Source organism: Aeromonas sp. 603757, from assembly GCF_049171255.1.
In the GTDB taxonomy this organism is placed as follows: Bacteria; Pseudomonadota; Gammaproteobacteria; order Enterobacterales; family Aeromonadaceae; genus Aeromonas; species Aeromonas veronii_A.
The window spans coordinates 377,098-399,391 of sequence record NZ_JAAKOE010000001.1 but is presented as its reverse complement, the minus strand read 5'-3'; the positions used below and the strand labels follow the sequence as shown (position 1 = coordinate 399,391).

Here is a 22,294-nt window from a genome sequence, read left to right as displayed (position 1 = left end):
AGCACCTAACCCAGTTGTTTGCGCAGCACAAATTTTTGCACCTTGCCGGTGGAGGTCTTCGGCAGCGGGGTGAAGATGATGCGTTTGGGGGCCTTGAAGTGGGCCATCTGCTCCCGGCAAAAGGCGATCAGCTCCGCCTGGGTAGTCTCTCGCCCCTCTTTCAATTTCACGAAGGCGCAGGGCACCTCCCCCCACTTTTCATCGGGCATGGCGATCACCGCCGCTTCGTCCACATCGGGATGGCGATAGAGCACATCTTCCACCTCCAGACTGGAGATATTCTCCCCGCCGGAGATGATGATGTCCTTGGATCTGTCCTTGATCTCCACATAACCATCCGGGTGCCATACCGCCAGATCGCCACTGCGAAACCACCCCTCCGCCATCGCCTCGGCGCTGGCGACCGGGTTCTTGAGATAGCCTTTCATCACCACATTGCCCCGCAGCACTATCTCCCCCATGGTTTTGCCATCTTTGGCCACCGGCTCGCCACTGACCGGATTTATGACCCGCATATCCCCCTGCAGAGGCGACGCAACACCCTGCCGTGCCTTGAGGCGGGAGAGCGCCGTGGCATCCTGCCCCTGCCAGCTTCTTTGCGGCTCGCACAACACGCAGGGGCCATAGGTTTCGGTGAGGCCGTAAACGTGGGTCACGGCGATCCCCATCGCCTCCATGCCGGCGATCACGGTGGCGGGGGGCGCAGCGCCAGCGGTCATCACCTTGATGGGGTGATCCAGCCCACGCTTGAGCGCCTGATCGGCATTGTTGAGCATATTGAGCACGATGGGCGCCGCGCAAAAGTGGCTCACCTTGTGCTCGTGCAGCGCCTCATAAATGGCGGCGGCCTGCACATGGCGCAGGCAGACGCTCACCCCGGCGGTCGCAGCCAGCGTCCAGGGGAAACACCAGCCGTTGCAGTGAAACATCGGCAAGGTCCAGAGATAGACGGGATGTTTGGGTAGCTCCCAAGAGAGCACGTTGTTGATGGCGTTGAGGTGGGCGCCGCGATGGTGATAGACCACCCCCTTGGGGTTGCCGGTAGTGCCGGAGGTGTAGTTAAGGGAGATGGCCTGCCACTCATCTTGCGGCAACCAGCCGGGTTCATCGCCGTTACCAGTGGCAATAAAGGTCTCATAGTCGAGGTCACTAACAAGCGCCCCCTCCCGGTAGAGGGGATCGTCGATAGCGATGACCAGCGGTTGGCGCTCCAGCAGATCCAGCGCCTTGCGCACCACGGCACCAAACTCCCTGTCCACCAGCACTACCTTGCTCTGGGCATGCTGGAAGATAAAAGCCATCGACTCGGCATCGAGCCGGGTATTGATGGTGTTGAGCACAGCGCCGCTCATGGGCACCCCGAAGTGAGCTTCAAACATCGCCGGGATATTGGGCGCAACGATGGAGACGGTATCCCCCTCCCCGATGTCGTGAAGCCGCAGGGCCGAAGCCAACTGGCGGCAACGGCGGGCGGTCTCGCCCCAGCTCTGGCGCAGCGAGCCGTGGATCAGCGCCGGATAGTCAGGATAAACCCGCTCCGCCCGCCCCAGAAAGCTGATGGGGGTCAGGGCCTCGAAATTGGCGGCGGTTTTGGCAAGGTCGCGCTCATAGATGTTCTGCACTGTCATCGGATTCCTTCCTCACAGGTGGCACAAAACGGGCAGTTTCGGGATCAATCAGAGATCAGCAAGCGACATGGGCATCCTGCCCGTCACTGGTCTCTTATGGGGATGACAGCCTAACAGTGAGCCTGCGGCGGCAGGTATTAGCAAAACGTCTTAGACAGGGACAGCCTTCTGCCAACAGGGCCCTCTGTTTTCGTTGCAAAAAATATTGCGTTACGGGAAAGCGTGCCATTTTTTCACAGGCTTTTTTTTGGCGAATAACGAAAGATGACGATAGTGGAATATTATTCCGCCAAAGCTGCTTTATATGTCATTTCATTCATCTCGGCACGAACTATTTTCATGGCATTTATTTAAGGCAACCCACGTTAAGCGAAAAGTGAAATAGTTATTGCATAATAACTTTTATTTCATATCAGCTGTTAAATCCATGGAAAATAAATTTTGTGAGCCATCCCATAAAGCGAGCATGGCACCATGTTCATCCAGCCGCACACGGGTTACGGTTACAACGTGAAACAATCTACCGGATGTTCAATATCAGGCCAGATTTCTCGCCAATCACTACGCAATATACAGTGAATTTGCGTACCTTGGATGTATGACGCAGAAACCCTATCGACCCGATATTCCGCCGAGCCCAAACCTGCTTTATCAAGGAGCATTTTATGTGTGCCGTGCCGAATACCACACCACGCAGACAATTCCCTACTGCATTTACCATTCTGTTTCTTATTATGTTGCTGGCCATTGCGCTGACCTGGATAATTCCGGCCGGCGCCTATGCCAAGCTCTCTTATAATCCGGCCAGTGAAAGCCTGATGGTCAATAGCCCACAGGGGGAAATAAGCCGACTTCCCGCAACCCAGGATGCCCTGGCAAAACTCAATATCAATATTGCGGTGGAGCAATTTACCAACGGCACCATCCGCAAGCCCATCGCCATTCCCGGCACCTATGCACGGCTGGAGCAAGCGCCCAAGGGGCTCGGTGACGTGGCAGTCAGCATGGTCAAGGGCACCATAGAGGGGGCGGATATCATCGTCTTTATTCTGGTGCTCGGGGGGCTGATCGGCGTCATCAACAAGACAGGAGCCTTCAGTGCAGGGCTGGTGGCGTTGTCGCGCAAGACCCGGGGCAACGAATTCCTGTTTGTGGCGCTGGTCTGCTTCGTAATGGCGCTGGGAGGCACCACCTGCGGACTGGAGGAAGAGGCGGTCGCCTTCTACCCCATACTGGTGCCCATCTTTCTGGCGCTCGGCTATGACTCCATCGTCTGCGTAGGGGCCATCTTCCTCGCCGCCTCCATGGGCACCACCTTCTCCACCATCAATCCCTTCTCGGTGGTGATCGCCTCCAATGCCGCCGGCATTCCCTTTACCGAAGGGCTGATCTTTCGCGCCGTCGGCTGTCTGGTGGGCACCCTGGTGGTGATCGGTTATCTCTACTGGTACTGCAAGAAGATCAAGGCCAATCCAGCCTTCTCCTACACCTATGAGGACAGAGAGAGTTTTCGCGCCCGTTTTCTCAAAAAGGGCTCTATGGACGAAGGGGTGCCCTTCACCCTTCGCCGCAAGATCATTCTGACCCTGTTTATCCTCGCCTTCCCGCTGATGGTGTGGGGCGTCTCCATGGCCGGTTGGTGGTTCCCGCAGATGGCGGCCTCCTTCCTGACCATCGCCATCATCATCATTTTTATCTCGGGTCTCAAAGAGAAAGAGGCTGTCGAGGCCTTTACTCAGGGGGCGTCGGAGCTGGTGGCCGTTTCGCTCATCATCGGGCTGGCACGGGGGGTCAATCTGGTGCTGGATCAGGGGATGATCTCGGACACTATTCTGGCCTACGCCTCCGATCTGGTCTCCGGCATGCATGGCGCCGTGTTCGCGGTGGCGCAGATGCTGGTGTTCACCCTGCTGGGGCTGGTGGTGCCCTCCTCCTCCGGGCTCGCGGTGCTCTCCATGCCCATCATGGCGCCGCTGGCAGATACCGTGATGATCCCCCGTTATATCGTGGTATCGGCCTACAACTGGGGCCAATACGCCATGTTGTTTCTGGCCCCCACCGGACTGGTGCTGGTCACCCTGCAGATGCTCGGCATCCAGTTCAACAAGTGGGTCAAGTTCGTGCTGCCCATGGTGGGCTTTGTGCTGGGATTTGGCGCCCTGATGCTGGTGGCGCAAGTGATGTTGGCCTGATAGGCCTGTGATATATGAGTGACAACACCCCGAGCCTGGCACGGGGTGTTCTTTTGTCAGCCTTAGTGACGCACCCGCCCCTGCTGGCGGAAGCAGTAGAGTTTAAGACTGATGTCGGCGATATCGGCGGGAAGCTCCTCTCCCTGCTCGGCCAGGGGCCGGTAGAGGGATGAGAGCAGACGTTCGGCCTGCTGCACCGTGATGATGTTGGCCTGGATGGCCGGGGTGATCCAGCTGGGTAACATTGACATATCTCCCCCTCGTTGATCCGGTGATCTCGGGTGAACATCTTCATATCAGGTCTTACGCAGTTGTCTGCCGGCCCGTTCACCCTCTGCTTCACCCAATCAAAGCAAAATGCTTGCCGTGATCTCTTATCGGCCAACATCCGATGGGGCTGGAGCCATTTATCAACCACTTGCGTGGCCATCTCAACGAACAGAGCCCTTGCTCAAGGCCTCCCTTGACCTGCCCCCGTCAGCACTTTGCCACTCTGGCATTCTGCTCACCGCCCGCCTTGCAAATTGCGACTCGAATTGCTCCTTATCACACTGGCAAAGCCCGCCATGCGCCGGAAACTGGTCACTTTTAGTCCGTTGTCGCCAAAGTCAGACACTTTTTCATGGTGGCTATTTTTTGACCTTGCCAGCGCCTGTCGCAGACCCATCCCCCTCGCCTTGTCCGGCCAGCCGGTTGTGACAAGATGGCACCAGATTGGAAGAGCCCGTATGGGTATGCAGGAGAAGAACAAGATGAACAGATCCATGATGGCAGGTATCGGTATTGGCATCGCCTCGGCCCTGGCACTCTCGGCGGCGGCCAGCGGCTCCCTCTTTACACCCCAGCCCACCTTTGCCGAGGTGATCGCCAGCAAGCCGATCACCGAGACCATCAAGACTCCCCGACAGGAGTGTCGCAACGTCACCGTGACCCATCGCAAGCCGGTACAGGATGAGCACAAGATCCTCGGCACCGTGGTTGGCGCGGCGCTGGGGGGCGTGGTCGGCCACCAGTTTGGCGGTGGCAGCGGCAAGAAGGTGGCCACCGCAGCCGGGGCGGTCGCGGGTGGCTATGCCGGTAATCAGGTGCAGGGCAATATGCAGGCGGGCGATACCTACACCACCACCGAGCAGCGCTGCAAGACCGTGCAGGATACGAGCGTCAACACCATAGGTTATGACGTGACCTATCGCCTCGCAGGTCAGGAGGGGGTGATCCGCATGAAGCAAGCCCCGGGCGCCACCATTCCGGTCAAGGAGGGCAAATTGGTGATCGACCAGCCAAAAGTGTGATGTCTCCTGACCCCACTCAGCAGCAGGCCCGCCTCTTTCGAGGCGGGCCTGTGTTTTTGGGAAGGCTTGTTTCCTTTTTCAAACAACAGCACTCAGGCTCATTGCGCCCAGTCAGTTACCCCTTGCAACACTTCTTGACCGCCCGCACCACGTTCTGATACCCGGTGCAGCGGCACAGATTCCCCGATAGCCCGCGGCGGATCTCCGCATCGGTCAGCGGACGGCGTTCGGTCTTGTCGAGCAGGGCGGCGCTCGCCATCACCAGACCAGGCGTGCAAAAACCGCACTGCACCGCCCCCTCGTCGATAAAGGCCTGCTGCACATCGGATAGCTCATTCCCTTTGCGCTCCCCCTCCACGGTACGAATGGATTTGCCATCGGCCCAGACCGCCAGATAGAGGCAGCTGTCGATGGCAGTGCCATCCACCCGCACGGTACAGGCGCCGCACTCACCGACACTGCACCCCTCTTTTACACTGATCAGCCCCTGCCCGCGCAGGAAGTGGAGCAGCGACATGGTGGGCGGCACTGCATAGGAGTAAGGCTTGCCGTTGATCTCGCACTGGATCTCCACGGCGGGACAGCTTTGCGGTTGCATCATAGGATCTTGCCTCCGGCACGTTCGACTGCGCAGGCGACCACCCGCTGCGCCAGGGTTTTGATAAGGTGCAGACGAAACTCCTTTTCCGCCCGCCAGGAGGATCGCGGCGCCACATCGGCCACTACCGCCTCGGCAATCGCTGCCAGTGTGGCGCGAGTCAGGGGTTGCCCTTCGGCCGCCGCTTCCGCGTGAGGCGTGCGCACCGGGGTCGGGGCCGCCACCCCATAGGCCAGCCGCAGGCGCTTGAAGTGGCCATCCTCAATCTGGCAGTAGGCGGCGCAGCCGATGGTGGCGATATCCATGGCATCGCGCATGGCGTATTTGAAGTAGTGGGAGCCCACCTGGGGGTGCGAGTCCGGGGCAAAGTGGAATGCCACCAGAATTTCCGCCGGTTGCAGCGCAACCTTGCCTGGGCCGGTATGAAAACCGGCGATGGGGATGCGGCGTGTGCCGTTAGGACCAGCAATCTCAAGCTCGGCCTCCAGCGCGACGGTAGGCGCCGCCGAGTCAGCACTGGTGGCGCCGTTGCAAATATTGCCGCCATAGGTGGCGACGTTGCGGATCTGCGGGCCGGCGATGGTAGCGGCCGCCTCGGCCAACATTGGCAGGCGGCGCTGCACCAGTTCGTTTTCAATCAGCTCGGTAAAGGTGGTGCCGGAGCCGATACGGATCGATCCGTCCGGCAACTCGCTCACCCCTTTGAGTTCGGGCAAGTCGTGAATATCGACGATATGGCGATAGACGGCGTTGAGGTGATGAAGCTGGATCATCACATCGGTGCCACCGGCCAAGAGGCGCGCCTCGGGGTCGGCCTGGCGCAGGGCGACGGCCTCGGCCACGCTGTGCGCCTTGTAGTAACGGGCAATATCAAACATGGTGTTGCTTCTCCCCTGATCCCTCGCCAATCAAACCCGCCGCGACAAACTCCCGGAACAGGGTTTTGGGGGTGATGGGCAACTCGTTGATGGCGACCCCGGTCGCCATTCGAATGGCGTTACGGATTGCGGGGCCCGGCGAGATGATGGGCGGTTCCCCCAGTGATTTGTGGCCATAGACCGACTGGGGCTCATAGGTCTGCACGAAGTCACATTCAAGCTCCGGCAAATCCAGCATGGTGGGGAACTTGTAGTCGAGCAGGTTGGGATTGCGCACCACGCCGCTCTTGGCATCGATGATCATCTCCTCGAACAGCGACCAGCCGATCCCCATCCCCATGCCGCCATGCACCTGTCCCTCCGCCAGTTGCGGGTTAAGGATCTTGCCCGCATCGTGCAGGTTAATGATGCGATTGATAGTCACCTTGCAGAGATCGATATCGACGCTGAGATCGACAAAGGTGCAGCCGAAACTGGGCGGGTTAGTGGTGGTCTTGTGGGAGACCTCGGAGGTGATCTGACCGCCGATAGTGAGGTGGTAGTAGGCGTTGACCGACACTTCGGCGACGCTGATCAGTACCTTGTCCGGTGCGCCAGCCAGCACCACGTAACCATCGATCAGGGTGAGCGATCCCACATCCTGATGGCAGAGTTGGGCCGCCAGCGACAAAATGCGGGCCCGCAGCTGCAGCGCCGCCTGATGGATGGCGGGCGCCGCCACATAGCTCTGGCGCGAAGCGAACGAGCCAGGATCATAGGCGGTGATGTCGGTATCCTGAGTCGAGATGACCCGGATCTGCTCAAACGGAATGCCTAACGTCTGGGCCGCCATCTGGGCAAAGACGGTATCCGACCCCTGCCCTATCTCGGTGGCACCGATCTGCAGATTGACGGTGCCATCCTGATTGAGCAGCATGCGGGCGCCGGCAATTTCGACCCCCACCGGGTAGGTGTTGGAGCCGTAGCTAAAACACGCAACCCCGATGCCGCGCCGCACCCTGCTTGCCGGATCCTGCGCCAGACATTCGGCCTTGAGCCGTTCCCACTGGAACTGCTCGCCCCCCCGGCGCAGACACTCAGGCAACCCGGCGCTGTAGATGGTCTTCTGGTTGACCTGATTGACGTCCCCTTCCCTCGCCACGTTGGCGATGCGCACATCGAGTGGATCCAGCCCCAGTTCGGCGCAGGCGTCATCCAGCATGCATTCGAGGGCAAAAATCACCTGCGGCGCGCCGTAACCACGCATGGCACCGGCGGTGGGCAGGTTGCTGTAGAAGGTTTTGGCGTCATAACCGAAGGCGCTGCGCGGATAGAGGTAGCTGATCTTGTTGCCACCGGCGCTGGCGATGGAGTGACCATGGGAGGCATAGCCGCCGGTGTTGGAGAGCACGTCGAGCTGATAGCCCTTGAGGGTGCCATCGCGGTTGAGGCCCATCTTGCCATCGATGGCAAAGCCGTGGCGGGTGCGGGAGGCAAAAAAGCACTCTTCCCGGCTCAAGGTCACCTTGACCGGCACGCCGCCAAGCTTGTAGCTGAGAAACGCCGCCATTGGCTCTTCCAGCACATCCTGCTTGTTGCCAAAACCGCCGCCCATATAGGGCTTGATCACCCGCACGCTCGACCAGGGCAGGCCGAGAGATTTGGCCACCCGGCTGCGCACTATCTGGGGGATCTGGGTGCTGCTGACCACGATGATGTGGTCCGGTTGATCCATGTAGGCGTAGCAGGTCACCGTCTCCAGATGGCAGTGCTGCACCACCGGGGTCCGGTAGTGCCCCTGAAACTGCAGATCGGCCGCCGCAATGGCCTGCTCCGGGTCATTGGCGCGAAGCTGACTTTGGCGCAGCAGATTACCACTCGGGTGGATGGGATAGGCACCATCGGCCAGCGCACTTTCGGCATCCGTCATCACCGGCAGCGGTTCGTAGGTCACCTTGACCAGCGCGGCCGCTTTTTCGGCGATCAGCGGATCGCGCGCCACCACGATGGCGACCCCATCGCCAAAGTGGCGTACATGGTCGGTGAGCAGGCAGCGGTCTTTCACATCCCGTTTCGCCTCATCGAGAGACCAGGCGTGACCAGCGGTACGAAAACAGGTGGTGGGGACATCTTCATGGGTAAACACGGCTTCGACCCCGTGCAGGGCCAGCGCTTCGGTCGCATCGATGGCGAGCACCTTGCCGTGGGCAATATTGCTTCGCACGTACTTGGCGTGGCGCATCCCGAGCATGATGTTGTCATCGGTATAGCGGGCGCTGCCGGTCACCTTGGCCTCGGCATCCACCCGCTTGAGCGGTAATCCTATGGACATATGCAAGTCCTTTTTCGAATGGAAAAATCTGGAACCGGCATAAAAAACAGCAAGATATGCGCCTGTTTCCCGCCATCGTCAGGAGAATGGGGAGAAGTGTGAAGGGGATCCCATCTAGCCCGCTTTTGTTGGCCCGAAGCGACAAGCCAAGGGCAGCCCCTGAGCAAATGGGGCACATCAGCGGTGAAAAAATCGGCAGAGCGAGGAGAGCAAGGGTGGGAGCCTATCAATCTGGTAGGGGGATTTATCAAAATGGTATCGCGATGGCACTAGCGGCTAAGGCATGGTAACCAGCGTTGACGGTCAGAGCGCCGCAGATATAAAAATGGGGCCGCCAGAGCGACCCCAAACGGGCGGGTTATCCCTAAATAGCCCACCCCCCAGCATAAAAGAGCACCAGCGCCAGGGCGATGACCACGGTGCCGACGTTGAGCTTGTGCCACTCCTTCGAGCAGATGCGGCCGATCACCAGCGAGCTGAAGCCAAGCATGATGCCGGTCACGATGTTGCAGGTGAGCACGATAAAGACGGCGCACACCAGCCCGGACATGGCCCCGACAAAGTCATCGAAATCGAGCTTGGTGACGTTGCTCAGCATCAAGAGCCCCACATACATCAGGGCCGGTGCGGTGGCATAGGCGGGCACCAGATAGGAGAGCGGCGAGAGGAACAGCATCAGCAGGAAGAGGCCGCCGACCACGGTCGCGGTGAGGCCGGTTTTGCCCCCCGCCGCCGTGCCCGCGGCCGATTCGATATAGACGGCAGCCGGGGCCGCCCCCACCAGACTGGAGAAGATGCTGCTGACCGAGTCGGCACTGAGCGCCTTGCCGCTGTTGATGATGTGACCATCCTTATCGAGCAGGTTGGCCTGCCCCGCCACGGCGCGGATGGTGCCGGTGGCATCGAATACCGCTGTCATCACCAGCGCCAGCACGCTGGGCAGCACCAGCGGCGAGAGGGCCCCCATGATATCCAGACTGAAGATGAGGGACTTGCCCTGATCGTCCGACAGGCTCGGCAGGGCGAACAGCCCCTGATATTTCACCGCCGGATCGAAGATAAGGCCGAAGATGGAGATGGCGATAATCACCAGCAGGATCCCCCCCGGTACTCTCAGCTTCTCCAGCCCGAAGATCACCGCAAGGCCGATCAGGGACATGATGACCGGCATGGAGGTAAAAGCCCCCAGCGCCACCGGCAGCCCCTCCAGCGGGTTCTTGATCACCAGCCCCACCCCGTTGGCGGCGATGAGCAGCAGGAAGAGGCCGATCCCGATGCCGGTGCCGTGGGCAATCCCCATCGGCAGGTTGTCGAGGATCCAGCTACGCACCCCGGTCACCGAGATGGCGGTAAACAGCACCCCCATCAGGAAGACGGCGCCCAACGCCACCGGAATGGGGATCTGCTGCCCCAGCACCAGACTGAATGCAGTAAACGCCGTGAGGGAAATAGCGCAGCCGATGGCCATCGGCAACTTGGCCCAGAGCCCCATCAAGAGCGAACCGAACCCCGCCACCAGACAGGTGGCGACAAACACGGCGCCGGGGGGAAAGCCCGCCTTGCCGAGCATGCTTGGCACCACGATCACCGAGTAGACCATGGCGAGGAAGGTGGTGAGGCCCGCCAGCACCTCCTGTCTGACGTTGCTGCCCCGCTCGCTGATCATAAAGTAGCGATCAAGAGCCGTGAGCGGCTGTTGCTTTGCTGCGCTCTGGCTGGCGTCATCATTGACCAGCTGTTCCACGCTGTTTGTCCTGCTGTTTGCTTGGGTCATACCCAACTCCTTCACACGCGCCTGAATGTTCCATGACGAAATGGCGACAGGATCTGCGGGTCTGCCGAACGCCAGTCTGATGAGAAACAGGCGATGGTGGCAGAGGATGCGACAGACAGACCAGGGCAGGCAGCCTTGACTCAAACGTTTGCCTTGCTGGTCAAAAAAACCGGGCCATTTCACGTTCTATGCGGGGAGATCCCCTGTCGTGCGGCAAGACTGGCGCCCCTGTGGAGCACGCCAGCCGCCGTATTCGTTGGGGCTGCGCCGCGGCAGCCCACTCCAGCCCCTACCCCCGTTCATGCACCAGTTGGCCATCCACATAGGTGCGGTAGATGGATCTGTCATCACCCAACGTCAGCAGCACAAAGAGCTTGTCGCGCAAGGTGGTGGAGTTGTCATACCGCAGCTGTTGCAGCGGGGTGGCGACGGGGTCGAGTACCACGAAATCCGCCTCCTTGCCCACCGCAAAGCTGCCGATCTTCTCATCAAGCCCGAGCGAATGGGCACCGCCCAGAGTCGCCAGATAGAAGGCCTGATAGGCCGAAAGGCGCTCTCCCTGCAATTGCATCACCTTGTAGGCCTCGTTGAGGGTCTGCAGCATGTTGAAGGTGGTACCGGCGCCGATGTCGGTACCCATCCCCACTTTCACCTGCTTGCGCCACGCCTTGTGCAGCTTGAAGAGACCGCTGCCGAGATAAAGGTTCGAGGTGGGACAAAACGCGATGGTGGAATTGGTCTCTTTCAGACAATCCCACTCCTGCTCTTCCAGATGGACGCAGTGGGCAAACACACAGTTGTGGCCGGTCAGCCCATGCTGGTGATAGACGTCGAGATAACCCTTGTGTGCCGGGAAGAGAGATTTTACCCAGGCGATCTCATCCTTGTTCTCGCATAAATGGGTGTGTAGATAGGTGGTGGGAAACTCTTCGCGCAGCCGCCGCGCCATCGTCAGCTGCTCGCATGTCGAAGTGGGTGCAAATCTTGGTGTGATGGCATATAGAAGCCGACCGTTACCATGCCAGCGCTCAATGAGCTGCTTGCTCTGCACATAGCTGCTCTCGGCGGTATCGAGCAAATAATCGGGCGCATTGCGATCCATCATTACCTTGCCCGCGATCATTCGCATGTTGATGCGGCTGGCCGCCTCGAACAGGGCATCCACCGACTCGGGGTGAACGGTGCCGAACACCAGCGCCGTGGTGGTGCCGTTGCGCAGCAGCTGCTTGATAAAGAAGGTGGACATCTCGCGGGCATATTCGAGATCGTTGTAACGCCGTTCGGCCGGGAAGGTGTGGCGGTTGAGCCACTCCAGCAGTTGCTCGCCATAGGCCCCCACCATCTCGCTCTGGGGATAGTGAATGTGGGTATCGACAAAGCCAGGCACTATCATCTTGCCGCGATAATCCCGCACCCGCACTTCGGCCGGGATGCGATCTTTCCCCTCCTCCCACTCACCGAACCAGTCGATGCAACCGTTGCGAATGATCAGCAGACCATCCTCGATAAGGCGGGCGTTGGACTCAATCTCCTCGGGCTGATCCACCACTCGGGTGATATCGAAGAAGCTGCCGCGTACCGCTTTGACAGAGTTGTCGTTTTTCATAACCGTTTCCCTGTTTTTCTTGTTCTGTTGACGTTTTTTGCCGGTTTAACCGTCAGATCCGTTCCACTTGTGGCGCCACCGCCTGCCCGGGCACTGGCTCTGGTGACCCCTCACCCTTGCTGGCCGATGGCTGGCCCGCACTGCGGGCGGTAAAGATCACATCCGGCTTGTCGCTCAGCTGGATCACCTCCACCGCCTCGACATCCTTGATGGCCGCCTTGCGTTTGCGGCTTTGCGGCAACACCAGATTCATGATGATGGCGGTGATGCCGCCGGCGCAGATGGGGTTCTCCACCAGCATGTAGATACCCGCCGGCAGCACCTTGAAGACGTTCGGGTCGTAGGAAACCCCGAGCCCAAGGCCCAGCGAGGTGGCGACAATCAGAGTCTCCCGCCGATCGAAACCGTGGCTGATGATGATGCGACCACCGGCGATGGCGATCATCGAGAACATGATGACCATGGCGCCCCCCATCACAGGTGACGGTATGGTGGTAAAGAAGCGCCCCACCACTGGGAAGAGCCCCAGCAGCACCAGAATGACGGCGATAAACTTGCCCACATGGCGTGAGGCCACCCCGGTCATCTGGATGACGCCGTTGTTCTGGGCAAAGGTGGTGAGCGGCAAAGAGCCGAGTGCCGAGGCAATGACCGAGACCAACCCGTCCGCCAGTACGCCGCCGGAGAGCCGCTTTTGAAACTCGGGCCCCTGAATATCCCGGTGAGAGACCATGGCGGTGGCGGTGATGTCCCCCACCGCCTCCAGCACGCTCAACAGATAGATGGTGCCCGCCAGCATAAAGGCGTGAAAATCGAAGGAGAAACCGTACTTGAACGGGATAGGCACCGTAATAAGCGGCAGGTTCTCAAGGGCGGAGAAATCCACCATACCGAGCATCAGGGCCACCGCATAACCCACCATCAGGCCGATGGCAATGCCGCTCATCCGCAGCAGTGGGCTTCGGCTGCAGTTGAAGGCGACGATGACGCAGAGCACCAAGAGCCCCAGCCCGATGTGCTCGTATTTGCCAAAGGTGCCGCTGCTCATGGCAGAGAAGCCGCCGCCAAAGTCGATGATCCCCACCTTGATAAGGCTCAGGCCAATCATCAGTACCACTACCCCGCTCACGGTCGGGGTGATCACCCGCTTGAGGTAGGGCAGCACGAAGGAGGAGCCCATCACCAGAAAGGCACCGACAAAGGAGACCCCGAGCAGGGTCGAGACGATCAGCTCCTCGTGGATGCCATCTTTTTTCATGGCGCCGCCGAGCGCGATCATCACGGTCACGAAGGAGAAGTTGACCGACTGGATGGAGAGCAGCCCAGAACCGATGGGGCCATAACGATTCACCTGCAGCCAGGTGCCGATACCGGAGGCGATCATCGCCATGGAGACCAGATAGGCGGTGGTCTCGGTAGATAGGCCGAGGGCCCCGCCGACGATCAGCGCCGGGGTTACCATGGGGACAAAAATGGCCAGCAGATGGGTCACTGCACCCATCAGGGTTTGATAAAACGGGGGTTTGTCTTCCAGCTCGTAAATGAGATCCGAGTGCTTGCGTGTTGTTTTAGACATCGTGTTTGTCCCATCACACAGAATGTAGGCGGAGTACTCATTCCGCCATCAGGCGCTGGGGGCGAGCTGGCGCCCGCCCCTCACCTTTTCTTTAGTTATGCCGACACTTTTTGCTCCAGCTTGCCCAGTTCGCGCAGGATCTGCTCCGGCGTGAAGTGCCACTTGCGCAACCAGACACCGCAGGCGTCGTGGATGGCGGTAGCGATGGCAGGCGCCGCGCCGTTGACCCCGATCTCAGAGATGGACTTGGCGCCGTAAGGGCCGACCTTGTCGTCACTCGGTACCAGGAAGGCCCGGAAGTCGCGCGGAATGTCGCCAATCTTGGGCGCGCCATAGCTCTTCAGATCCCGGGTCAGCGGGATGCCCTTGCTGTCGTAGCAGATCTCCTCGCTCATGGTGTGGCCGATGGCCCGCATGGTCGCCCCGTAGATCTGGCCGAGGGCCAGCTCCGGGTTGATGGGGGTACCGCAGTCTAGCAGGGCGTAGAACTTGTCGAGCCGGATCTCGCCGGTTCTGACGTTGACCGCCACCTCGGCGAAGTTGGCCCCGTACGGGAAGGCAAGCTCAGAGGTGATGTAGCTGGCAGTGCCCACGAGGATACCGAAGCCGGTACCTGTCTCGGCCTTGTGGGCCAGCTTGGCGAGGCTCACCTCCCCCAGCTTGCCGCGCACCACGCCCGGGAACGCCAGCTCAACATCGGCTACCGGCTCGCCCAGCATGGCGGCGCCGTGGAACAGGATCTTCTCCTTGAGGTTCTCGGCCGCCTTCTTGGCCGCGTTGCCGGAGAAGCAGGTACCTGACGAGGCGTAAGCCCCCTTGTCGAACAGGGCATGGTCGGTGTCGCCGGAGATGACATGCACATCCCCGAGCGGACAGTGCAGCACTTCGGCGGTCAGCTTGGCCACCACGGTATCGAGGCCGGTACCGATATCGGCACCACCGGAGTGGACGATAAAGGTGCCGTCCGATTCCAGCTTGACCATGCAGTTGGCCTGATCGATATCCGGGATCCCCGATTTCTGCATGATGATGGCGACGCCACGACCGATGCGCCAATCCCCGTCAGCGGGTTTGGGGCTATCCCAGGCAATCAGTTCGCGACCCTGTTTGAGGATAGGCTCGAGGGCGCAGCTGGCGGCGTGGGGCACAGAAGTGGGCATCTTGCCCTCGCCGATGGCACCCAGCACCTTGAGGATGTCCCCTTCATGCACCCGGTTGTGCTCCACCATGTCGAGCTGATCGATGCCCAGTTTCTCGGCAAGTTCCGCAATGGCCATGGTCAGCGCGAAGTTGCCCTTGGGCGCGCCATAACCCTGATAGGCGCCGGTCGGACAGATGTTGCTGTAGTAGGTGTTGACGGTAAAGCGCACGTTGTCGCACGGATAGAGCGGCAGGGAGAGCGCCGGGCCGTTGCTCGGCACCGTCAATGAGTGGTTGCCGTAAGGGCCGGTGTTGGCGCGAAAATCCATCTCGATGGCGGTGATGGTGCCATCTTTCTTGGCCCCCACTTTCACCTTCACCTTGGCCACATGGCGTGAGGTGTTGCTGATGAACTCCTCTTCACGGGTGTAGCGGAAGGTGACGGGACGGCCGGTGACCTTGGTCGCCCAGGCGCACACCTCTTCCAGCAGGATATCCTGCTTGGAGCCAAAGCCGCCCCCTACCCGCTCCTTGATCACATGTACCTGGTGCTGCTTCATGCCGACGATGCGCGCCACCTGACGGCGCACGTGCCAGGGCACCTGGGTAGATGCGTGAATAACCAGACGGTCGCCATCCATGTAGGTGAAGCAGATGTGCGGCTCGGTCGGGCACTGCTGGGCCTGGGTCGATTCGTAGGTGCGCTCGACAATCTCATCCGCCTCGGCAAACCCTTTGGCCACATCACCGATCTGGCCATGGACGCTGGCGGCCAGGTTCTCGTGCGGACGGGAACCAATGGGGAAGTTGATGATCATGTGCTCGTCGCCGCGGCGCACCGAGCAGGCGTTCTGCTGCTCGAGATCCGCAGGCGCACCAGCCATGTAGACAATGGGCTCGTCGTGTACCAGCGGTGCGTTGGGAGCCATCGCCTCATCGATATTCATGACCGCTGGCAGCACCTGATACTCGACCTCGATGAGTTTGAGGGCCGCCAATGCGATGGCTTCACTCTCGGCCACCACGGCGGCGACCCTGTCACCTACGTGGCGCAGCTTGCGGCTGAACATACGGCGATCAAGCGGTGACGGCTCGGGGGCACTCTGGCCACCCGGGGTGTAAAACACATACGGGCAGTTGAGATAGGTAATGACATGCACTACACCCGGCAGCGCCTCGGCGCGGCTCACATCGAGTTTGGTGATCACCGCATGGGGATGGGGACTGCGCAGCATCTTGATGATCAGCGCATCTTCAGTAACCCGATCCTCCACGTAGCAGGGCTTGGCCTGCACCATCTTGGCCGCGTCCACTTTTGGGCAGCTCTTGCCGATATGGCGCAAATCGTCGCGAAACTCGGGGGCGATCTGGCACAGGTAATCGGGATCCTTCATCCGTGAGCAAGCGAGCTCGATGGCCTGATAGAACTGCTGATAACCGCCATCGCGGTGAAACAGGCCCGAGAGGGCATCGTCGATTTGATCACGGCTGGGCTCGGGGTGGCGATCAAGCAGGTCGGTGACGATGAGCGCCGCAGCCGGATCGTTGTAGCCTGACTGCACCACGCCCACATCCACCATCGCCTGCTGTACCAGGCTGAGCTGGTTCCAGCTGCCGAGGGACTCTGCAGTGCGCACCTCTGATCCATCCAGCTGGGCGGCGATCAGCAGGGAGGCGTTGATCACCTTGCCGTTGAAGAGAATGGCGTCGGAGCCGGCAAAACCGAAGCCGTCGTCACTGTTGCGCACCGAGTGCATCCGGCACTGGTTGAACAGCACCCGCTGGGCATTGTCACCGGCCTTGCAGATGACGGTGCGCAGGGCACCGTTCAGGGTAAAGTTGAGTTCCATCATGCTTGCACCTCCTGCTGCTGGCAATCCACCAGCAGATCCGCCACTACCACGCCAGTGATATACCGCTTGTAACTTATGCTTCCCGCCAGATCCTCACGGGGCGAGATCAAATCGCTCACGGCGGCCTCCAGCGCGGCATCGTGCAATTCGCGGCGCTCCAGATCCCGCAGGCGCATCGGCTGCGGGGTAACGCCAGCGACGGCCACCCGCATCTCGCCAATGCTGTCGAGGGCCACGGCGGCGGTCATCACCGCCAAGCCATCGGCATTGCGGCTGATGCGGCGAGTAGCGCAGCGCAGTTCAGGCTCCGGCAGCACAATCCCCAACACCAGGGCATTGCGCTGGCCCGCCAGATAGGCGTCGATGGGTTGCAGCAGGTTGTTCTCCAGCACCACCACGGCTTCGAGTACCAGCAGCACCGGCAGCAAGGGGGAATCCTGCTGTTGGCAGGCAAGTTCGCCGCCGAGGGTGGCCTGATTGCGCAGATGGCGGGAGTAGACAAACCCCAGCGCGTCGCACAGGGCGGCCGGGGTACGGGGATCATCTTTCAGGGTCTGCAGGGTGACGGTGGCGCCGATATGGAGCTGGCCGTGCTGTTGCTCAATCTGGTCAAGCCCCAGCTTGTCCAGTGAGATAGCGACCTTCTTGTCGGTGCGGGTCGGGGCGGCATTAAGCTTGCTGCCGCCCCCCATGTAGACGGCGTCGTTGCCGAAACTGGCCTTGAGTTCCAAAGCCTGACCCAGTTGCTCGGGTCGGAAGAATTGCTCAATCATGTGTCGTCCTTACTCTTGCAGCCCGCCGCCGGGAAAATCCACAGGGCGGGCAATCCGGTCCAAACGTGCGGAGGGTGGCCTTAGGCCAGCTGATCCATCCGTTGCCACAGGCGGCTCGCCACCTTGCTGGCCTGCTGATAAATGGGCTCGACGTCAAAGGCGAACTCGCGATCCTGATAGACCATACGCCCCTCGACCATCACGCTGTTGACCGCGGATGAGCCCATGCCAAAGGCGAGATGGCCGCCGAGATTGCGCGGTGCCAGCGGGGTCGGTGCTGCGTAATCACAGATGGTGAGGTCGGCCTTGTAACCCGGCTCCAGGCGGCCAAATTTGGCGCCGAAGTTGCGCTCCAGCAGGGTGTTGCCGTTCCAGAGGAACCGGGCAAAGCTGTCGGGCCAGAGCGCGCCGCCGGCATCCTTGTGTTTGAAGTAGGCGAACTTGAGCTCTTCGAGCATGTCGGAGCCGATACCATCGGTGCCAAGTGCCAGATTGCGATACTCCGGCAGGTGCATGTTGTAGCCCACGTGGTTGTTCATGTTGGAGCGGGCGTTGTGCACCAGGAAGGCATCGCGGCTGTTGAGCAGTTCGATGTCAGCCGGGCTCAGGTAGATGCCGTGGGCGATCAGGGTCTTGCTGTCGACAAGGCCAAACTCGTCCAGCCGGGCGATGGGCTCCTTGCCATAGTGGTGGTGACCGTGGGCCATGTCGTAGCGGTCTTCCGCCACATGGATATGCAGACCACGACCGGTGACCTGTACCGCTTCGCGCAGCATGGCCAGCCCCTCGTCGGGTACGGTGAAGGGGGCGTGAGCGCCGATATGAGCCTCCACCAGATAGGGTTCGCTCCCCTTGGCTTTGGCCGCATCGATCTGTTGGGCGAACAGGATGTTCTCCTCCACCCCGGCCTGCAGTTCGGCGAGGCCGCCGTTGCGATCCGTGGTCTCGAAGCAGGTCATGCCACGCAGACCCGCCTCCATAAACCCTTTGCGCAGCACATTCAGGGAGCCCTTGATGAAGTTGGGCGAAGCGTGGTGGTCGATCACCGCACTGCAACCGCTCTTGATCGCTTCCAGCGAGCAGATGAGGCCGCTGTAGTAGAGGGACTCTTCATCGAGCGCCCGATCGAGCCGCCACCAGAGATTTTTCAGGGTGGAGATAAAATCCGGGCAGGGGGCGATATTGGCCATGATCCCCCGCGACAGGCCGGAGTAGAAGTGGTTGTGGGCACAGACGATACCCGGCATCACCAGCTTGCCGCCCATCTCCCGATAGTTGGCCTCCGGGTAGAGGGCCCGCAGATTGGGCCCCACCGCTTTGATAAGCGATCCTTCGATGGCGATATCCACCCCTTCCAGCACCCGGGTCGGCTCCAGCTGGACAGCGGTGACGTTCTTCAGAATAAACATGGTTTGCTCCTTCGCTTATTCGTGGTTCGCTCAGGCCTCGACGGCCCCCAGCAGGTAGTGGTGATGGGCATGGACATGGCTGATGATCCGGCACATGTCGCCAAGGGCCGCTGGCGCATCCTTGATCCGGCTCTGGGCATCTATGGTCAGACGATAGGTCTCGCCATCCTGACGCACCCGCAGTTCGCCACCGTCAGCCAGATAGAAACCGGGGTTGCGGCTGTTGTCGAAGTCCTCGGGCAGGCTGAAGATGGTGACCTTGTCCTGATAGGGCTTGCCCTGCCACGGGCAGAACTGGGCGCAGTTGCCACATTCGTTGCAGTAGGCATCCAGGTGCAGGGTCTGGAACTGATCCTTGAAGCCCGGCACCGCAATGGCGACGTTGGCTCGGTTGGGGCAGACATCCACGCACTTGCTGCAGAGGTAGTTGCACTCGAGGCAACGGTGCGCCTCTTGCGCCACGAAGGCATCGCGTTCGCTCTTGTCGACCAGGGTGACGGCGATGCTCCCCTTGCGGCGGTAGATCTCATCCTTGCCCGACGGCTGGATGGTCACGTCACTCTGCTGGCTGGCGATATGCTCGCGAGAGAGCACCAGATCCGCGGCGCGGCGGGCACCACCGATGGCACCGACGATGGAGGATGGTCCGCTCTGCACGTCACCGATGAGGAAGACGTTGCGACGGCTGGTTTCGCCGGTCTGGCCATCCACCTCGGGCCAGCCATCGCTGCCAAGAGGAATGCCCATCGCTTTCAATACTTCGCAGTCAGGCTGCTCGCCGATGGCGGTGATCAGGGCATCTATCTGCATCACTTCGGTCTGCTCGGTGGGCACCGGACGGCGGCGGCCCTGCTCGTCAGGTTCCCCCAGCGCCATCATCCGCACGGTGAGCTTGCCATCTTTCTCAAAACGCTCCGGATTGGTGAGGAAGCAGAAACGCACCCCATCCTCCACCGCTTCCAGATACTCCTCGCGATAGGCAGGCATCTCTTTTTCGCTGCGACGGTAGATCACTGTGACATCACTGACACCGGGCACCTTGAGGGCGGCGCGGGCGCAGTCCATGGCGGTGTTGCCGGCACCGATCACCGCCACATGGCGGCCCAGCGGCAGCGGCTTGCCCTGATTGAAGCTGCGCAGGAAGTGGAAGGATTTGTAAATCCGCTCGTGACCCCCCTCGAGGCGCATACCGCCATTCTTGTCGGCACCGATGCCGACGAAGACATAGGTAAAGCCCTGGGCGTGCAGCTTGTCGACGGTGAGCGCCGGATCGCAGCCAAACTCGAACTTGACCCCGTGAGCGGCGACAAAGTCGATGTCGTGCTGGATAAGCTCGGCCGGAATGCGGAACTCGGGGATGATGTGTTTGACCACGCCACCGGCATCGGCTTCACGCTCGAACACGGTGACCGGATGACCGGCACGGGCCAGGAAGTAACCGGCGGAGAGACCGGCCGGGCCTGCACCTATTACCGCAACCGGGTGCTTGTCACCGCTGCCTGCCGGCTTGTGCCAGCGCGCCTTGTACCCTTCCCAGCCGCGCTCCAGCGCCACTTTCTTCAGCTCGCGGATATTGAGCGCACTGTCGTAGTCGAGACGGGTGCAGTTGTACTGGCACTGGTGATCGCAGATATGGCCGGTGATGGCGGGCAAGGCATTGCGCTGATAGATAAGCTCAAGGGCTGCGACATACTCCCCCTCGCCCATCAGGCGAATGTACTCGGGGATATCCTGATGCACGGCGCAGGCGGTGACACAGGGCGCCACGTAGCAGTCGGTCAGCGGCAGGCCGCCACCCACTTCGATACGATCGTCGGACTTCCACTCCTTCTGGGTGTAATCCATGGTGAGCGCCTTGGCGGCAAGCGCCTCCAGCTTGGCCACATCTACCTGACTCATGCCCCAGCAGCCCGACGCATCGATCTCTTTGAGGCACTCGATCTGGCGCAGGTAGCCACCCGGTTTGAGCAGGTCGGTGGCCATGGTGATGGGACGAATACCTGTCTCGAAGATCTCCGCGATATTGAACTTGCTGGCACCACCTGAGTAGGAGATGGGCAGCTTGCCATCGAAGGCGCGGGACAGCACGGCCGCCACGTTGATGGAGAGCGGGAACAGCGCACGGCCGGACATGTACATCTCATCCCCCGGCAGCGCCCCTTTGCGGTTGATGGTGCCCAGGGTGTTGGTCAGCTTGACCCCGAAGGTGAGCCCCTTCTCGGCCCCCAGCGCCATCAAGCGGGTCAGCATGGCCTTGGCCTGATCCAGCTTGAGGTCGTGCTCGAACGACTCTTCGCTCAGACCGATGTAATCAAAGCCGCAGGTGTCGAGGATCTCGCGCACCCGCGGGTAGCCCAGCAGGGTCGGGTTCAGTTTGACGAAGGTGTTGAGCCCCTTCTCTTCCAGCATGTAGCGGCAGATGGCCTCAATTTCGTTGGGCGGGCAGCCGTGCATGGTAGAGAGGGTGACGCCGTGCACCAGATTGGCCGGGATGCGCTCCACCAGCTGTTGCAGGCGATCGCGGCGGGCACCCAGTCCCAGCTCGGCGATAAACTGCTCGTCGGCCACCAGCTCACGCAGCACCTGCTGGTACTCGGCAAATTTTGGACTGGTGCTGGCATCCATCAGGCTGTGGATAAACTGCTGCATCGGTGGCTGTTTGATGCCATCGAGGTTGTAACCCACGCTCATGTTGAAGATGAAGGACTTGGCCTCCCCCTCAAGACGCGGATCGAACACCTCTTCTAACAGGTAGAGGGCAAACCAGGCTTTCAGATACTCGTCAAATGCCTTGGGCAGGGTGAACTCGGTAGACCACTCGGTATTGAAGCACTCATCCTCGGCATCGATACAGGGCTTTTCCAGTTCGAGACGGTCCAGGATCTGCACCGTCTTGAGCTCGATAAAGCGCCCGCCGGTCAGCCAGGAGGTGACGATGTTCTGGGCCAACTGGGTATGGGGGCCGGCTGCCGGGCCAATGGGGGTCTCGCAGGTTTCACCGAACACCTTGATCTTGCGCTCGTCCTGCTTGCGATAGAATTGCGCGGCGGGAATACCAAAAATGCTCTGACTCTCTTTATATTCCGCGAAAATACGGGTCAGCAGGTTCTTGAACGGAACGGGTCGCATAATATCGCCCATGGCTATCTCCTTGCAGCTGTTCTGCCCATTGGCAGCATGAATAAATGGGGTATCCCGCACGGGTGTTCCCCCTTGGCAAGGAGAAGAGCAACAATCAGGCCACTACAGTTACAAAACTATTTT

Annotated in this window: 14 protein-coding genes; 2 read left to right on the top strand and 12 right to left on the bottom strand. The window is 60.5% G+C overall.

The features are described 5' to 3' along the window. Positions 1-5: 5 nt before the first annotated feature. Entirely contained in the window at positions 6-1,628 is a 1,623-nt protein-coding gene (locus G5332_RS01695) for an acyl-CoA synthetase (protein WP_421172354.1), read from the bottom strand. A 665-nt stretch (positions 1,629-2,293) separates the two neighbouring features. Here G5332_RS01695 and G5332_RS01690 point away from each other — a divergent pair. Then, a complete protein-coding gene (locus G5332_RS01690) occupies positions 2,294-3,820 on the top strand; it encodes a YfcC family protein (protein ID WP_279490860.1) in 1,527 nt (508 codons plus the stop codon). 62 nt (positions 3,821-3,882) lie between these two features. On the opposite strand, the gene G5332_RS01685 is transcribed toward G5332_RS01690, so the two are convergent. Then, positions 3,883-4,071, bottom strand: a complete 189-nt coding sequence (locus tag G5332_RS01685; RefSeq protein ID WP_005345660.1) for a hypothetical protein — start codon at positions 4,069-4,071, stop codon at positions 3,883-3,885. 501 nt (positions 4,072-4,572) lie between these two features. On the opposite strand from G5332_RS01685, the gene G5332_RS01680 reads away from it, so the two are divergent. Then, positions 4,573-5,112 carry a glycine zipper 2TM domain-containing protein gene (locus G5332_RS01680; protein WP_088868906.1) on the top strand — a complete coding sequence of 180 codons (540 nt, stop codon included), beginning with the start codon at positions 4,573-4,575 and terminating at the stop codon, positions 5,110-5,112. A gap of 115 nt (positions 5,113-5,227) precedes the next feature. On the opposite strand, the gene xdhC is transcribed toward G5332_RS01680, so the two are convergent. From xdhC to ygfK, 10 genes are all read right to left on the bottom strand, one after another. Beyond that, on the bottom strand, positions 5,228-5,713 hold the full coding sequence (gene xdhC, locus G5332_RS01675) for a xanthine dehydrogenase iron sulfur-binding subunit XdhC (protein ID WP_005336775.1): 486 nt from the start codon (positions 5,711-5,713) through the stop codon (positions 5,228-5,230). Next, positions 5,710-6,588, bottom strand: coding sequence for a xanthine dehydrogenase FAD-binding subunit XdhB (gene xdhB / locus G5332_RS01670; RefSeq protein WP_216978827.1), 879 nt, complete (start codon positions 6,586-6,588; stop codon positions 5,710-5,712). Before xdhB ends, xdhC begins: the two co-directional genes overlap by 4 nt. Next, positions 6,581-8,899 carry a xanthine dehydrogenase molybdenum-binding subunit XdhA gene (gene xdhA / locus G5332_RS01665; RefSeq protein ID WP_421172352.1) on the bottom strand — a complete coding sequence of 773 codons (2,319 nt, stop codon included), beginning with the start codon at positions 8,897-8,899 and terminating at the stop codon, positions 6,581-6,583. Before xdhA ends, xdhB begins: the two co-directional genes overlap by 8 nt. Positions 8,900-9,263: 364 nt before the next feature. Beyond that, positions 9,264-10,565, bottom strand: coding sequence for an NCS2 family permease (locus tag G5332_RS01660; protein ID WP_180343373.1), 1,302 nt, complete (start codon positions 10,563-10,565; stop codon positions 9,264-9,266). Positions 10,566-10,962: 397 nt separating this feature from the next. Beyond that, positions 10,963-12,279, bottom strand: coding sequence for a guanine deaminase (gene guaD / locus G5332_RS01655; RefSeq protein ID WP_421172351.1), 1,317 nt, complete (start codon positions 12,277-12,279; stop codon positions 10,963-10,965). Positions 12,280-12,331: 52 nt separating this feature from the next. After that, positions 12,332-13,855, bottom strand: a complete 1,524-nt coding sequence (locus G5332_RS01650; protein ID WP_421249782.1) for a nucleobase:cation symporter-2 family protein — start codon at positions 13,853-13,855, stop codon at positions 12,332-12,334. A 95-nt stretch (positions 13,856-13,950) separates the two neighbouring features. After that, positions 13,951-16,848 (bottom strand): molybdopterin-dependent oxidoreductase Mo/Fe-S-binding subunit, encoded by a 2,898-nt coding sequence (locus G5332_RS01645; RefSeq protein ID WP_421249781.1) that lies wholly within the window; start codon positions 16,846-16,848, stop codon positions 13,951-13,953. Beyond that, the gene (ygfM, locus tag G5332_RS01640) at positions 16,845-17,621 is read right to left on the bottom strand and encodes a molybdopterin-dependent oxidoreductase FAD-binding subunit (protein ID WP_421249780.1); all 777 of its coding nucleotides are present in this window, start codon (positions 17,619-17,621) and stop codon (positions 16,845-16,847) included. Before ygfM ends, G5332_RS01645 begins: the two co-directional genes overlap by 4 nt. Before the next feature lie 80 nt (positions 17,622-17,701). Continuing rightward, the gene (gene ssnA / locus G5332_RS01635; RefSeq protein WP_421249779.1) at positions 17,702-19,030 is read right to left on the bottom strand and encodes a putative aminohydrolase SsnA; all 1,329 of its coding nucleotides are present in this window, start codon (positions 19,028-19,030) and stop codon (positions 17,702-17,704) included. Positions 19,031-19,060: 30 nt separating this feature from the next. Continuing rightward, the gene (gene ygfK / locus G5332_RS01630) at positions 19,061-22,171 is read right to left on the bottom strand and encodes a putative selenate reductase subunit YgfK (protein WP_421249778.1); all 3,111 of its coding nucleotides are present in this window, start codon (positions 22,169-22,171) and stop codon (positions 19,061-19,063) included. Positions 22,172-22,294 lie beyond the last annotated feature (123 nt).

What these genes read in the sequence shown, in the direction of transcription:
- G5332_RS01660 (WP_180343373.1), bottom strand. Translation starts at nt 10,565, where the DNA reads ATGATCAGCGAGCGGGGCAGCAACGTCAGACAGGAGGTGCTGGCGGGC.
- guaD (WP_421172351.1), bottom strand. Translation starts at nt 12,279, where the DNA reads ATGAAAAACGACAACTCTGTCAAAGCGGTACGCGGCAGCTTCTTCGAT.
- G5332_RS01645 (WP_421249781.1), bottom strand. Translation starts at nt 16,848, where the DNA reads ATGATGGAACTCAACTTTACCCTGAACGGTGCCCTGCGCACCGTCATC.
- G5332_RS01650 (WP_421249782.1), bottom strand. Translation starts at nt 13,855, where the DNA reads ATGTCTAAAACAACACGCAAGCACTCGGATCTCATTTACGAGCTGGAA.
- G5332_RS01680 (WP_088868906.1), top strand. Translation starts at nt 4,573, where the DNA reads ATGAACAGATCCATGATGGCAGGTATCGGTATTGGCATCGCCTCGGCC.
- G5332_RS01690 (WP_279490860.1), top strand. Translation starts at nt 2,294, where the DNA reads ATGTGTGCCGTGCCGAATACCACACCACGCAGACAATTCCCTACTGCA.
- xdhC (WP_005336775.1), bottom strand. Translation starts at nt 5,713, where the DNA reads ATGATGCAACCGCAAAGCTGTCCCGCCGTGGAGATCCAGTGCGAGATC.
- xdhA (WP_421172352.1), bottom strand. Translation starts at nt 8,899, where the DNA reads ATGTCCATAGGATTACCGCTCAAGCGGGTGGATGCCGAGGCCAAGGTG.
- G5332_RS01685 (WP_005345660.1), bottom strand. Translation starts at nt 4,071, where the DNA reads ATGTCAATGTTACCCAGCTGGATCACCCCGGCCATCCAGGCCAACATC.
- G5332_RS01695 (WP_421172354.1), bottom strand. Translation starts at nt 1,628, where the DNA reads ATGACAGTGCAGAACATCTATGAGCGCGACCTTGCCAAAACCGCCGCC.
- ygfM (WP_421249780.1), bottom strand. Translation starts at nt 17,621, where the DNA reads ATGATTGAGCAATTCTTCCGACCCGAGCAACTGGGTCAGGCTTTGGAA.
- ygfK (WP_421249778.1), bottom strand. Translation starts at nt 22,171, where the DNA reads ATGGGCGATATTATGCGACCCGTTCCGTTCAAGAACCTGCTGACCCGT.
- xdhB (WP_216978827.1), bottom strand. Translation starts at nt 6,588, where the DNA reads ATGTTTGATATTGCCCGTTACTACAAGGCGCACAGCGTGGCCGAGGCC.
- ssnA (WP_421249779.1), bottom strand. Translation starts at nt 19,030, where the DNA reads ATGTTTATTCTGAAGAACGTCACCGCTGTCCAGCTGGAGCCGACCCGG.